General features: G+C 55.5%; 12 protein-coding genes. 9 read left to right on the forward strand and 3 right to left on the reverse strand.

Annotated features, from left to right (window positions below):
* Positions 1 to 66: 66 nt before the first annotated feature.
* The 8 genes from AC4IE8_RS11060 to AC4IE8_RS11095 all read left to right on the forward strand — a co-directional run bounded on the left by AC4IE8_RS11060 (position 67) and on the right by AC4IE8_RS11095 (position 8,469).
* Entirely contained in the window at positions 67 to 804 is a 738-nt protein-coding gene (locus AC4IE8_RS11060) for a LytR/AlgR family response regulator transcription factor (protein WP_068988790.1), read from the forward strand.
* 21 nt (positions 805 to 825) lie between these two features.
* Entirely contained in the window at positions 826 to 1,449 is a 624-nt protein-coding gene (locus tag AC4IE8_RS11065) for a cytochrome c (RefSeq protein ID WP_068988793.1), read from the forward strand.
* Between the two features lie 262 nt (positions 1,450 to 1,711).
* Positions 1,712 to 2,644: a hydroxymethylbilane synthase gene (gene hemC / locus AC4IE8_RS11070; protein WP_068988796.1), complete on the forward strand. Its 933-nt coding sequence runs from the start codon at positions 1,712 to 1,714 to the stop codon at positions 2,642 to 2,644.
* An 11-nt stretch (positions 2,645 to 2,655) separates the two neighbouring features.
* A complete protein-coding gene (locus AC4IE8_RS11075) occupies positions 2,656 to 3,411 on the forward strand; it encodes a uroporphyrinogen-III synthase (protein ID WP_068988798.1) in 756 nt (251 codons plus the stop codon).
* Between the two features lie 56 nt (positions 3,412 to 3,467).
* The gene (locus tag AC4IE8_RS11080; RefSeq protein ID WP_490791018.1) at positions 3,468 to 4,634 is read left to right on the forward strand and encodes a uroporphyrinogen-III C-methyltransferase; all 1,167 of its coding nucleotides are present in this window, start codon (positions 3,468 to 3,470) and stop codon (positions 4,632 to 4,634) included.
* On the forward strand, positions 4,631 to 5,899 hold the full coding sequence (locus tag AC4IE8_RS11085) for a heme biosynthesis HemY N-terminal domain-containing protein (protein ID WP_490791019.1): 1,269 nt from the start codon (positions 4,631 to 4,633) through the stop codon (positions 5,897 to 5,899). Before AC4IE8_RS11080 ends, AC4IE8_RS11085 begins: the two co-directional genes overlap by 4 nt.
* Positions 5,900 to 6,065: 166 nt before the next feature.
* On the forward strand, positions 6,066 to 6,776 hold the full coding sequence (locus AC4IE8_RS11090; protein ID WP_490791020.1) for a c-type cytochrome: 711 nt from the start codon (positions 6,066 to 6,068) through the stop codon (positions 6,774 to 6,776).
* On the forward strand, positions 6,769 to 8,469 hold the full coding sequence (locus tag AC4IE8_RS11095) for a sensor domain-containing diguanylate cyclase (protein ID WP_490791021.1): 1,701 nt from the start codon (positions 6,769 to 6,771) through the stop codon (positions 8,467 to 8,469). Before AC4IE8_RS11090 ends, AC4IE8_RS11095 begins: the two co-directional genes overlap by 8 nt.
* Positions 8,470 to 8,504: 35 nt before the next feature.
* Here the strand turns inward: AC4IE8_RS11095 and AC4IE8_RS11100 are convergent, their stop codons facing one another.
* Complete coding sequence (locus AC4IE8_RS11100) at positions 8,505 to 9,527, reverse strand: CDP-6-deoxy-delta-3,4-glucoseen reductase (RefSeq protein ID WP_068988810.1); 1,023 nt, start codon at positions 9,525 to 9,527, stop codon at positions 8,505 to 8,507.
* A 126-nt stretch (positions 9,528 to 9,653) separates the two neighbouring features.
* Between AC4IE8_RS11100 and AC4IE8_RS11105 the strand changes: the two genes are divergently transcribed.
* Positions 9,654 to 10,517, forward strand: coding sequence for an SDR family oxidoreductase (locus tag AC4IE8_RS11105; protein WP_490791022.1), 864 nt, complete (start codon positions 9,654 to 9,656; stop codon positions 10,515 to 10,517).
* Between the two features lie 140 nt (positions 10,518 to 10,657).
* Here AC4IE8_RS11105 and AC4IE8_RS11110 read toward each other — a convergent pair whose 3' ends face one another.
* Positions 10,658 to 11,287: a nucleotide-binding protein gene (locus tag AC4IE8_RS11110; RefSeq protein ID WP_068988816.1), complete on the reverse strand. Its 630-nt coding sequence runs from the start codon at positions 11,285 to 11,287 to the stop codon at positions 10,658 to 10,660.
* 118 nt (positions 11,288 to 11,405) lie between these two features.
* On the reverse strand, positions 11,406 to 12,872 hold the full coding sequence (ubiD, locus tag AC4IE8_RS11115; RefSeq protein WP_490791023.1) for a 4-hydroxy-3-polyprenylbenzoate decarboxylase: 1,467 nt from the start codon (positions 12,870 to 12,872) through the stop codon (positions 11,406 to 11,408).
* Positions 12,873 to 13,041: the final 169 nt, after the last annotated feature.

Here is a 13,041-nt window from a genome sequence, read left to right on the forward strand (position 1 = left end):
TCAAAACCGCCGGACCAATGGGTGGATCGCTGGGATTGGCTCTCTTTTTATTTTAGAGGCAGTGGTTTGAAAATATTGATCGTGGATGACGAAGCCCTGGCAAGAGATCGTATGAGGTCTCTGATCGAGGAGCTGGGCGCCCCCTATGAGGTGGTCGGGGAGGCGGCCAATGGTGAGGCGGCCCTGAGTCTTTTCAACCAGCTTGGGGTAGATGTGGTTTTAATGGATATCCACATGCCCGGAATGGATGGTCTTGAGGCGGCCAACCAGCTTGCACAGTCTGAGTCTCCACCGGCCGTGGTCTTCACCACCGCGTTCGAGGAGCATGCCCTGCAGGCGTTTGAGACTGCAGCCCAGGACTATCTGCTCAAGCCGGTGCGTAGAGCCCGTCTGCTGGAGGCGTTGCAGCGTTGCCAGAGAGTGACCCGCAGTCAGATCAATGCCGCTGCGGAAGGTCTGGGAGTGCCGAAGCTCAAGGCCAGCTACCGGGGCGGACTGACCACCATTCCATTGGATCAGGTGATCTATCTGCGGGCTGACTCGAAATATGTCATCGCGCGCCATCTGGAAGGTGAATTGTTGCTGGAGGAGAGTCTGAAGGCGTTGCAGGAGCGCTACAGTGACTGGTTGTTGCGTATCCATCGCAATGCCCTGGTGGTCAGGCGCAGCCTGATCGGTTTGGAGAAGGGTGTGGATGGTAGCAGCCGGGCTGTTTTACAGGGTTGTGAAGAAACATTGGAGATCAGTCGACGTCATCTGCCTGAAGTACGGCGTATTATTCGGGGCGCAGATAAAAAAACCTGACAGGCTTGCCTGTTTACCTTATTGAGTCTATTGAAAAACTTCTCTCTCTACTGCCTGGCCGTTGGCTGGTCATTTGCGGTTTCTGCCCAGCAGGGCGAGACCATCTCCGCACCCTCTGATGATGCCGGCTATCCACCCATGGTGGTTCAAACCTGTTTTTCCTGTCATGGCCCTCGTGGGCAGAGCCAGTCTCCCGCGATCCCCTCGATTGCCGGACTGCCGCGGGACTATCTGCTGAACGTACTGGCGGCCTATCGGTACGGGGGTCGATTCGGCACGATTATGGACCGGATCATGGGCGCCTACGACAAACATCAGGTTGCGATCATGGCAGACTATTTCAGCCGGCAACCCTACCGGGTTAACAAACAGGATGCCAAGTGGCAGCTGGCTGATCGAGGGCGACAGTTACATCGTCGTTACTGCAGGGAGTGTCATGGGGATGGGTTGCAGCTGAGCGATAAAGGGGCGCCGCTGCTGATCGGGGGTTGGATGGATTATCTACGTTGGACGATTCGCGACTATCTGGTCGGCATCAACCAGGGAGACGAGGAGATGAGTCGTCAGCTGGCGCGTCTGATACGCAATCACGGAGAGCCGGGGCTGGAGGCTTTGATTCATTACTATGGCAAAGGCAGGCCATGAACGGTAGTCCGGTGATCGAGGGGCTGGGCTGTAGGGTTCCTGTCTGCGCTTAATTCGGGCCCGGCTTGGCAGGCTACCGGAATTGCGCCGAATCCCGGCAGGCTTTAGCATAGGCGCCTAATTATCCTTAGAGAAGCACTGAAACATAGATCGGGAGCGCTGCCAGACGGCTGCCGGTGGCTGGTTCAAGCTTCCTGAAATCATGACATATCGACTGTTTGGCGGTTAGCTGCCAGGCGGCAACATTCGAGGTCTTCTGTTGATGTCCCAAACTATTCGAATCGCCACCCGTAAATCACCCCTGGCCATGTGGCAGGCGGAACATGTTGCCGCAGAGCTCAAAAAAGCCCATCCGGGGTTGCAGGTTGAACTGCTGGGCATGAGTACACAGGGGGATAAGATTCTCGATACCCCATTGGCAAAAATCGGTGGCAAGGGGCTGTTCATCAAAGAGCTGGAGCAGGGTTTGATGGCCGATCAGGCGGACATCGCCGTGCATTCGATGAAGGATGTACCGGTGGAGCTGCCGCCTGGCCTGCATCTCGCTGTGATCATGTCCCGCGAGGATCCACGGGATGCCTTCGTTTCAAACAACTACCAGAACCTGGATCAGCTACCTCAGGGGGCTTGCGTCGGCACCTCCAGTCTGCGGCGTCAGTCCCAGCTGGCGGAACAGCGTCCCGATCTAAAGATTAAATCTCTGCGCGGCAATGTGAACACCCGTCTGCGCAAACTCGATGATGGGGAGTATGACGCCATCATTCTTGCCGCTGCCGGCCTGATTCGCCTCGGCTTCGAAGCGCGTATTACCGCTTTGATCGGAGCGGAGCAGAGTCTGCCGGCAATCGGTCAGGGCGCGGTCGGTATCGAGTGCCGGGTCGACGACAAACGGGTCAATGAGCTGATCGCACCCCTGCATCACCAGGAGACCGCTGCCTGTGTGATGGCTGAGCGGGCGATGAATCAGCGGCTCAATGGTGGCTGCCAGGTGCCGATCGCCGGCTATGCCATGCTGGAGGCGGGAAATCTGTGGCTGCGAGGTCTGGTTGGTGAGCCCGATGGCAGCAAGATCATCCGTGGTGAAGTGGAAGGCACCGTGGAGGAGGCTGAAGCGATGGGTGTCGGATTGGCCGAGCGTCTGCTGGATTGGGGTGCGGATTCGATTCTTCAGGCTCTGTATGAAAACAACAACTGATCACTGAAGCTATGGTTGACTGTGATCTGAGGGGTTGCGGTGTTCTGGTTACCCGGGCAGCCCATCAGTCCGAACAGCTTGCCCGGATGATCGAGGCTTGTGAGGGTCGTGCGGTACGGCTGCCGGCGATTGAGATCCAGCCCTGTCGGGACCCCAGTCAGGCACAACAGTTATTAACATCGAGATGGGACTGGATCATCTTTGTCAGTCCCAATGCGGTGCATAATGGATTGAAACTGCTGGCTGAGCATGGATTAGCGGATGCGGGTATCGGTGCTGTCGGTGCATCGACGGCCCGGCAGCTGAAGCGGGCCGGGATAAGTGTGGATTTGATACCCGATCGGGGTTACGACAGCGAAGGCCTGTTATCATTAGCGGAACTGAACCAGGTGGATGGACTGAAAATCCTGATTGTCAGAGGTGAGGGAGGCCGGGCTCTGCTGGGTGATACGCTGCAGGCGAGAGGCGCTAAAGTGCGTTATGCTGAGGTCTATCGGCGGGTGAGACCCGACCCCCATACCGAGTCATTACTGGCAGGTTGGAGTGAGAATGTTCAGCTGGTGACCACCACCAGCAGAGAGATATTACAGAATCTGGTGGAAATCGTCGGTGAAGCGGGTTGGTCAAAGCTTTCGCAGACACCGCTGGTCGTGATCAGTGAGCGGATGGAGCTGGAGGCGCAGCAAATGGGGTTCTCCACCATCATCAAAGCCTCAGGCGCCGATGACCGTTCATTAATGGAGGCAATCTGCCACTGGGTGGAGTGAGTCCGGCCGCTGTGCTGGGATGCTTGATCGAGGTAACAGAAGGTATTCAAAAACCAATGAGTGAACAACAACAGGGTGATAACAGATCATCTGACATGGACGAGGATTTTGATCAGGCGATCGAAGCTGAAGTTGAGGTGCTGGAGTCAGCATCAGGCCAATCCAACACCGCCCGCTTGCCACTTGTTTTGGCCGGTGTGGCGCTGTTGGCCGTTATTGCCTCATTGGTGTTCGGCTATCGCTACTGGGTTGAGATGAAGACGACCCTGGAACAGATGAACCGCGATCTGGCGGAGGCCAATCAGCAACAGAGTCAGTTTGCAGATCGTCTTATGCAGTCCCAGCAGGCGTTCACCAAGCAACAGCAGCAGATTGCTGAGCAACAGCAGGCTCTGGTGGAGCAGGCGGAACGCGTCAAACAGGCCAAAGAGGCGGCCAAAAAGCAGGATACTCAGCTCTATCGCTCACTGGCTGAGATACAGACCAAACTGGGTGGCCGGGAGGGTCAATGGCGGGTTGCCGAAGCGGAGTATCTGATCCGTGTGGCGAATCATCGCGTCAGTCTGATGGGGGATGTTTCAACAGCCCTGGAAGCGCTGAAGTCGGCTGATGAGAGGCTCAGTGCCAGTGGTGATCCGGTCTGGTCCGGCGTGCGCGAGCAGCTGGCCCGTGAGATCACCCAGCTGAAAGCGGTGCCGATCGTCGATCAGGCCGGTATCAGCGCCGAGCTGACAGCCCTGGCCGATCAGGTGGAACGGTTGCCGCTGCACGACGAGGGAATCGCTCTGATAGCGAATGAGAAGCAGACGGCTGGGGATGAGTCCGTGGCGAGCAGCGAGGATTTGGCGCTGGAACGGATTGTCGATGATCTTTGGCAGGGTTTTAAATCGATGATGGTGATCCGTCATCATGATCGTCCGGTGAGCGCCATGTTACCACCGGAGCAGCGCTACTTTCTGATACAGAACCTGCGTCTGAAGCTGGAGAACGCAAAGGCCGCTCTGATGGGGCAGGATGCCAGCCTCTACCAGGACAGTCTTAACGGGGCGCTGGAGTGGTTGAAAGCGTACTTTCTGATGGAAGATCCGGGTGTCTCCGGGTTCAAAGGGCAGCTTGAGGTCTTGGTGTCGCGGGATATTGCCCCGCAAATGCCCGATATCTCAGCCTCCCTGCGGGCGCTGCAGAAACAGCGCCAGCAACTGAGCCAGGGAGGAGCACAGTGAGAATCCTGATTGCGGCCTTTATTGCTCTGTTTGGTGCGGTAGCGCTGTCACTCTGGATCAAACAGGATAACGGGTATGTCCTGATCGGTTATGGCCAATGGACCGTGGAGGGCAGTCTGGCCCTGTTCGTACTGGCAGCGGTTGCCCTGTTTGTCGTGCTCTACATGATCATCAGAAGTGCAATTCATGTCTGGAGTATGCCGCTTCGTATTGCCGGGTGGCGGCAGAAGCGACGGGTATTGAAAGCCCAACAAGCCCTCACCCGGGGGCTGGTCGAGTTGGCTGAGGGTCGCTGGAAAGTGGCAGAGCGGCATCTGACACGCTTTGCAACCCAGTCGGAGACGCCTCTGCTGAACTATCTTGCGGCGGCCAGAGCCGCACAGCTACAGGGTGAACATGAGCGGCGGGATGACTACCTGCATCTGGCCCATGAGAGTGTGCCCTCTGCCGATGTGGCGGTCGGTCTGACCCAGGCTGAATTGCAACTGGCGCATCAGCAGTATGAGCAGGCACTGGCTACCCTGATGCATGTGCGCTCCCTCTCCCCCAAACACAGCTATGTGATGACCCTGTTGAAAAAGCTCTATGAAAACCTCGGGGAGTGGCAAAAGCTGGAGGAGATGCTGCCCGAGCTGAAGCGTCGCCGGGTGATCAATGAGCAGGAGTTTCAGAGCCTGGAGAGGCGCGTCTATGGTGAACGCATGAAACAGGAGTCGACCCAGTTGAGCACGCTGGTGAGCTATTGGCAGATCATTCCCAAGGCTGTACGCCAGCAGCAATCGATGCTGCTCGACTACTCTCGCTACATGATGGAACTGGATGCCGGATCCAGGGTGGAGCCGTTGATCGTCAACTCAATCCAGCGTGAGTGGTCTGGCGAACTGGTTGCCCTGTATGGTCAGATCGAGCTGGCTGATCCCTCTCAACAGCTCGCCACAGCAGAGGCTTGGTTAAAGCAGCATCCCGAGGATCCAACCCTGCTGCTTACCCTGGCAAGACTCTCCCTGCAGAATAAACTATGGGGTAAAGGTCGCAGCTATCTGGAGGCAAGTATTGCCATTGCGCCAACTGCCGAGTCCTATCAGCAGTTGGGCGTCCTGCTGGAGCGTCTGGGAGAGACGGACAAGGCGATGCAGTGCTTTCGTTCCGGGCTTGGTCTGGCGCATCAAGAGTCGCAAAAATCACTGCCGCCAATCAGCGCACGACCCGCACTGAGTCAGAGTTCGGAGCCTGTCCAGCCTCCCACTCTGCTGGAAAATGTGTGAAATTTTTGTAAACTAATAGTTCTATGAATTATAGGGTTTTATGGGTTAGTATTAGCATCTGAATCTCGTTAGATTGGAGTGTCAGCAGGCTAACGAAATCGATATATCACACAAAAGGAGTTGTCAGTCTTTTAACGAGCAAAGTTCCGCGAGGGCATTGTCAAAATTGACTAATCCAATTCCGCTGCCGGTCTTACTCTTTCCTTACCTGGTTGCTGTTTTAAGTTTCTCCAGCTTCGCCGGCTGGAACGCCTCTGATGATGTAGATGAAAGTGCTGCGGCACTGCAACTCGAGGGCGATCATGGTCGTGGTTACGCGATCTATGAAAGCTGTGCAGTCTGCCACATGCCTGAAGGTTGGGGGACTCCCAACGGCGCCTATCCGCAGATTGCCGGTCAGCATCGCAGTGTGGTGATCAAACAGCTCGCCGACATCCGCGCCAACAACCGTGACAATCCCTCAATGTATCCGTTTGCGATTCCTGAAGAGATCGGTGGAGTTCAGGCCATCGCCGATGTGGCGGTCTACATCGAGGCCCTCAAGATGACCCGCGCAACGGGCAAGGGGCCCGGTGTGGATTTGGAGTATGGCGAACGTCTCTACCGGGAAAATTGTACCGAGTGTCACGGCAAGCGAGGCGAGGGTGATGCGGAGAAGGCCTATCCACTGATTCAGGGGCAGCACTATCACTATCTGCTGCGTCAACTGAAGTGGATTCAGAATGGCAAACGCAGAAATGCCAACAAGCAGATGATGAAAATGATCCGCGATTTTGAACAGCGGGATTTCCAAGCATTGGCAGACTACGTCTCCCGCATGGCGACCGATGAAGATAAAAGTACTTCGATGACCTGGAAAGATCGCAAACGTGAATGATTCATCCAGCCCCGACTTGAGGCCTCATTCGGTGGAGGCTGATTCTGATACAGAGGATAAGGCTGAATTCTCTGAGCGGCGGGAGCTGTTGATCAGTTTTCTGTGGCTGTTTATCCCGGTGTCACTCGTTTTGGCCGGCATCTTCTACGCCTTTTCCAACCAGACTCAAAAATATGAACTGCAGACGGCACTGATCCGTGAAGAGGCGGCACTGAGCAATGCCAGTCAGCTCACCTCTTTGATCTTTGTGCAGAAGCTCTCCGATCTGTTCGTGCTGGCAGAGGGGGAGGTGCTGAGAACCTATCTGCATGAAGAGAACCTGAAAAACTGGGTCAGGGTGGCCAGAGAGTTTTCCCTGTTTGCCCGCCGAAAGCCGAAATATATGCAGATTCGGTATCTGAATGAGCATGGCATGGAGGTCATCCGGATCAACAATGTTGCGGGTGAGCAGGAGATCGTTCCGCGCGCTCAACTGCAGGATAAAGGGGGGCGCTACTATTTCAAGGAGTCCTTTCAGCTCAACCAGGGGGCGATCTATATATCCCCGCTTGACCTGAATGTGGAGAAGGGTGTCATCGAACAGCCGATCAGGCCAACCATCCGTTTTGCGACCCCGGTGGTGGACGGTTATGGGGAGAAGCGTGGTGTATTGATCATCAACTACGATCCGCAAGAACTGTTGCAGCGGATTGAAGATATCTTTATTTCCAGGCTCGGTCAGGCGGTGATGCTCAATAGCGACGGTTACTGGTTGATCGGCAAGCCGCAAGAAGAGCTGTGGGGATTCATGTACGGCCGTGAAGAGACCTTCAAGGATGACCACCCGGACGTCTGGCATGCCATGGAGTCCAGTGATAAGGGCTCATTTTTTTCCGATGATGGCCTGTTTGTATTCCAGAGAACCTATCCAATGGATATGAGTAAACAGGGCACTCTGGAAAATATTGAATTCAGCCAGCTCGATAGCCCCAGGGAACGTCAGGTAGGTGAGCGCCACTGGATCTATCTCTCCCATATATCCAAGGACAAGATCGAGGAGCTGACACTAAAACGTCTCGTGGTGGCGGCGGTTACCTACCTGTTGCTGTTCTTCGTTACCGCCTTGATCAGTCTCTTTTTCGCCAGAAATTCGGTGCAGAAAAAAATCGCCTACCGTCAGCTCAAACAGTTTGCCACCACCGATGCCCTGACCGGGCTCTCCAACAGGCGGGAGCTGGAGAAGGTTGGTGATCGGGAGTTTCGCCGCGCCAAACGGTTCGGTCGGGAGCTGTCAGTGATGATGCTCGATCTGGACCACTTCAAAGAGATCAACGATACCCATAACCACACCATGGGGGATGAGGTGTTGCGGCATGTGGTGGAGATCCTCGCTAAAGTAACCCGGGGGCAGGATATTCTGTTCCGTTACGGGGGCGAGGAGTTTCTGATGCTGTTACCTGAAACCCATGAAAAGGGTGCAAAATTTCTTGCCTCGAGGATCTGCACACTGGTTTCGGACAAGGCCTATGAAAAGGAGAATGTGAGAATTCCGGTCACCATAAGCATCGGGGTTAGCACCATTGAGCCCGACGACAAGAGTTACCATGAGATTCTGATCAGGGCCGATCAGGCGCTCTATCAGGCGAAGCGAACCGGTCGCAACCGGGTTGTGGTCTACGACGATTCCATCGCCGACCTTCCGACGGAAAGTTAAGCTGTAGTTACTGATCTCTCCGTTGTTTGCGGGGGTCAGCCGCTTTTAGCCGTCACAGCCGCTGCTCCATATTCAAACGAATCTGAATAGAGCTGTTCATCAGAGAGGCCGTGGGCAAGAAAGGCATCCTTACCCGCCTGGATCATCGGTGGGGGTCCGCTCATGTAGACTTCGTGGGCGCTCAAGTCGGGATAGTTTTCGATGACTGCTTCATGTACCCAGCCCGATCTACCCTGCCAATCCATATCCGGTTCCGAAAGTACGGGGGTGTAGTTGAAATTGGGGTATTGTGCAGCCCATTGCTCCGGCAGGTCTGGCAGATAGAGATCATCTCGGGAGCGAACACCCCAATAGAGATGCATGGGTCGGTTTACGCCGATCTGAAAGGCGTGTTCGATGATACCCTTCAGCGGTGCAAATCCGGTTCCTCCACCCATCAGGATGATCGGTCTGTCAGACTCCTCACGTAGATAGTAGCTGCCGAGAGGTGCTTCGATCCGCAGAATGGTCTTCTCCTGCATGCCGTTGAATAGGTGGTCGGTGAAGGCGCCACCGGATACGTGTCTTACGTGTAGTTCAATGTGCTCATCATCATGGGGTGCATTGGCGATGGAGAAGGCGCGCTTGCTGCCGTCATTGAGGATGAAATTGAGATACTGGCCGGCCAGAAACTGTAACCGTTCACCCTCGGGGAGTTTCAATTTGAGCAGAATCACATCCTCGTTGAGGCGGTCGATAGAATCGATCTTGCAGGGCATGATCCTGGTCTGTATGTCGGTCGATGCGATGATCTCGGCAACACCGATGGTGAGATCGGAGCTGGCGGCAGCCTGACAGGTGTAGCAGACGTCGGTCTCATTGTCGCTCATTACCGGTGGTTGACCATTGGGATAGTTTATTTCACCCTGTGACAGGGCGGCCCGGCAGTCACCACAAAAGCCGTTGCGGCAGCCATAGGGTAGATTGACTCCCTGTCTGATGGCCGCATCGAGGATGGTTTCATTCTCCTCCACAGTAAACTGGTGGCCGCTGGGTTCAACCTGCACTTTATGGGACATGAGCTACTCTACCGATTGAAGTGTCTGGACAATAGGTGGTGCCATCGATACGGCAACACCAAAAAATAATTAAGGCGGAATTCTCGCCTATTTTGCTCAGGAATTAAACCGGGAGTCCATTGGGTTATGGGTGTGACCATTATTGGCTGTGGCGATATCGGTACGCGTCTGGCGCTGGCCTATCGGAAATCGGCACTCGAAGTGACTGGCTGGGTCGCTACCGATGAGAGTGTCGGGCGATTGATGCAGCAGGGTATCAAGGTGCAGCAGATCGATCTTGATCGGCAATCGCCGCCAGCCACTCGTCTGGCCGGGGAGTTACTTTTCTATTTTGTAGCGCCTCCACCGAGTGGTGTGGTGGATGGTCGGGTGAGCCGGCTGATCGCATCAATCGACCAAACATCGCAGCCAGAAAAAATAGTCTATCTGAGTACCAGCGGAGTCTATGGAGACTGTCAGGGTGGGTGGGTGGATGAGACCCGGGAGCCGAATCCGACAGTCGATCGGGCAAAACGACGTCTGGATGCTGAACAGCAATGGCAGGCCTGGAGTCAGCGAACTGGTGTTCCTCTGGTTATCCTGCGGGTTGCCGGTATCTATGGTCCGGGAAAGCTGCCGATTGAGCGACTGAAAAGAGGCTTGCCGATGGTGACGGAAGCGGATTCGCCAATCACCAACCATATCCACTCCCTGGACCTGGTGGAGATCGCTGCAGCAGCGATGGAGAGGGGTAGGGACGGGGCGATCTTCAATGTTTGTGATGGTCGGCCGGAAAGCATGACCCGCTATTTCGATCGGGTGGCGGACTATCTTCAGCTGCCAAGAGCGCCGCAGATCTCCATGCAGGAGGCCAGGCGGCAGCTCTCCCCGGGGATGCTCTCCTATCTGGCGGAATCCCGCCGATTAAGCAATCGCAAACTGCTTGAAGAGCTGGGTGTGGTATTGCGTTACCCGGAACTGGAACAGGGGCTGCCGGCCTGTTTCGAGTGAAATCTCGGCCGCCAATGGAGACAAAGCACCGCCACCGGCCGCAAATGATTTTTACGCTTAAGCCATTCGCTCTCTTGAAGGTAAAAGAGTGATTCTGTGTTTGTGTTAATTTGCGCTGATTCGCGTCCTTCGCGGCATGCTTATTTAACCTTCAGCCACTTGAACAACGGATCCCAGAGGATCACATCCTTGTAGACCTGGCTGGGCGCCAGTTCAAACAGGGCCAGCCCCCGTTCCGCCGAACGGATGTAGTTCTGACTCTCCCGGAAATGGGTGATGAAGGGGATCTTCAAATGACCCAGGTAGGATTCTAGGTCGTGGTAGATGCGGGTGTTCTCTTTGACCCGATTGGCAACGATGCCGATGCGGGTCTGGTGCCTGGATACCCGGCCGCTCTCCAGCAGCTCGGTGAGAAAGCGGTTGCAGGCGCGCATGTCGATCGGCGATGGCAGTACCGGCAATACCAGCGTATCGACCCGCAGTAGCATTTTGTTGATGGTCTTGCCGTGCACGCCAGCCGGTGCATCCATGATCAGTATGTCGGTGCCTTTGGCCGGTTTGACTGGGCCAGCGAGCGCATCGATGGCCTCGATATCCGGAATGCCCTCATAGTCCTGTCTCGCTTCAAGCCAGTCGAGGGTCGATTTCTGTGGGTCAAAGTCAGCCAGCGCAACTTTATTCCCCTCATCCGCATACCAGGTGGCAAGATTGGTGGCGATGGTGGTTTTGCCACAACCCCCTTTGGCGTTCATCAACATGATCGTGCGCATTACTCTTTTCCTGTCCTCTAGGTGTTGTTTTTAGTGAGGCGGGTTACTCCCACTGCTCCTGGATTAAAGAAGTATCAGGGCTAATTGGGATCGTGTTAACAGGCCCTAAGATCATAGTTTAGTCGATCCCGAGCTGATCCCAAATTTCATCGACACGCTGCTTGACTGTATCGCTCATAACGATTGGTTTGCCCCACTCCCGGTTGGTTTCCCCGGGCAGCTTATTGGTGGCGTCGAAGCCGATTTTTGAGCCGAGGCCCGATACCGGCGAGGCAAAATCCAAATAATCGATGGGGGTGTTTTCGATCATGGTGGTATCCCGTGCGGGATCCATGCGGGTGGTCATTGCCCAGATCACATCCTGCCAATCCCGGGTGTTCACATCCTCATCCACAACGATCACGAATTTGGTATACATGAATTGACGCAGAAACGACCAGATGCCCATCATGACCCGCTTGGCGTGTCCCGGATACTGCTTTTTCATGCTCACCACCGCTAAACGGTAGGAGCAACCTTCAGGGGGCAGGTAGAAGTCGACAATTTCTGGAAACTGCTTCTGCAGTATCGGCACGAAGACCTCGTTGAGGGCAACGCCGAGTACTGCCGGCTCATCCGGTGGTCGTCCGGTATAGGTGCTGTGGTAGATGGGATTTTCCCGGCGGGTGACACGGTCGATGCGAAAAACCGGAAAGGTTTCCACCTCGTTGTAGTAGCCGGTATGGTCTCCATACGGACCCTCTTCGGCTGTTTCGCCAGGGTGCAGATGACCCTCCAAGACAAATTCGGCCGCCGCTGGTACCTGTAAATCGGAGCCGATAGATTTCACCACTTCGGTTCGGCTACCGCGCAGCAATCCAGCGAAGGCATACTCTGAAAGGGTATCAGGCACCGGGGTTACGGCTGCCAGGATGGTCGCGGGATCCGCACCCAGAGCGACACTGATCGGAAACGGCTCTCCCGGATGGCTCTCTTGCCACTCACGGTAGTCCAACGCACCCCCCCGATGGGCGAGCCAGCGCATGATCAGGCGATCCGGTCCGAGCAGCTGCATGCGGTAGATGCCCAGGTTCTGGCGGCTCTTGTTCGGTCCCCGGGTGATCACCAGGCCCCAGGTTATCAGCGGGGCTGCATCCTCCGGCCAGCAGGTCTGTATCGGCAGTCGCGTGAGGTCTACCTCGGCACCCTCCTGGCAGACTGCCTGACAGGGGGCGTTACGCAGCTCTTTGGGCGCCATATCGAGGACTTTGCGAAACACCGGCAGCTTATCCCAAGCATCCTTCATGCCTTTGGGCGGCTCCGGCTCTTTCAGATAGGCCAGCAGTCGGCCCACATCGCGTAACGAGTCCACCTGCTCCTCACCCATGCCCAGGGCGACCCGTTCTGCGGTACCAAACAGATTGCCCAGCAGTGGATAGTCAGAGCCCTTGACCTTCTCGAACAGCAACGCCGGGCCGCCCCGGCGCAGGGTACGGTCGCAGATTTCCGTGATTTCCAGATTGGGGTCAACCTCGGTGTGGATCCGCTTGAGTAATCCCCGGGATTCAAGTTGTTGGATGAAATCACGCAAGTCTTTGTACTTCATAGCACTTGTAAGCCTCGGGTTGATAACCCGGCGATTATTTCGGTTGTTGGATTAACGTTAACAGGCCCTGGCAGATTGGATTCTTGTTTACAGGCCCAAACGCGAGGAAGTACCAAGTCCTTGTATCCAGTCCCGGTTAGGGTCATTCAGAAATATGACAAGGTGCTAA

The organism is Candidatus Thiodiazotropha sp. AKAK2 (assembly GCF_058244685.1).

Bases quoted from the DNA above. Each gene is read 5' to 3' on its own strand.
- AC4IE8_RS11100 (WP_068988810.1), bottom strand. From the start codon at position 9,527: ATGTCCCATAAAGTGCAGGTTGAACCCAGCGGCCACCAGTTTACTGTG.
- hemC (WP_068988796.1), top strand. From the start codon at position 1,712: ATGTCCCAAACTATTCGAATCGCCACCCGTAAATCACCCCTGGCCATG.
- ubiD (WP_490791023.1), bottom strand. From the start codon at position 12,872: ATGAAGTACAAAGACTTGCGTGATTTCATCCAACAACTTGAATCCCGG.
- AC4IE8_RS11080 (WP_490791018.1), top strand. From the start codon at position 3,468: ATGAGTGAACAACAACAGGGTGATAACAGATCATCTGACATGGACGAG.
- AC4IE8_RS11110 (WP_068988816.1), bottom strand. From the start codon at position 11,287: ATGCGCACGATCATGTTGATGAACGCCAAAGGGGGTTGTGGCAAAACC.
- AC4IE8_RS11075 (WP_068988798.1), top strand. From the start codon at position 2,656: ATGGTTGACTGTGATCTGAGGGGTTGCGGTGTTCTGGTTACCCGGGCA.
- AC4IE8_RS11105 (WP_490791022.1), top strand. From the start codon at position 9,654: ATGGGTGTGACCATTATTGGCTGTGGCGATATCGGTACGCGTCTGGCG.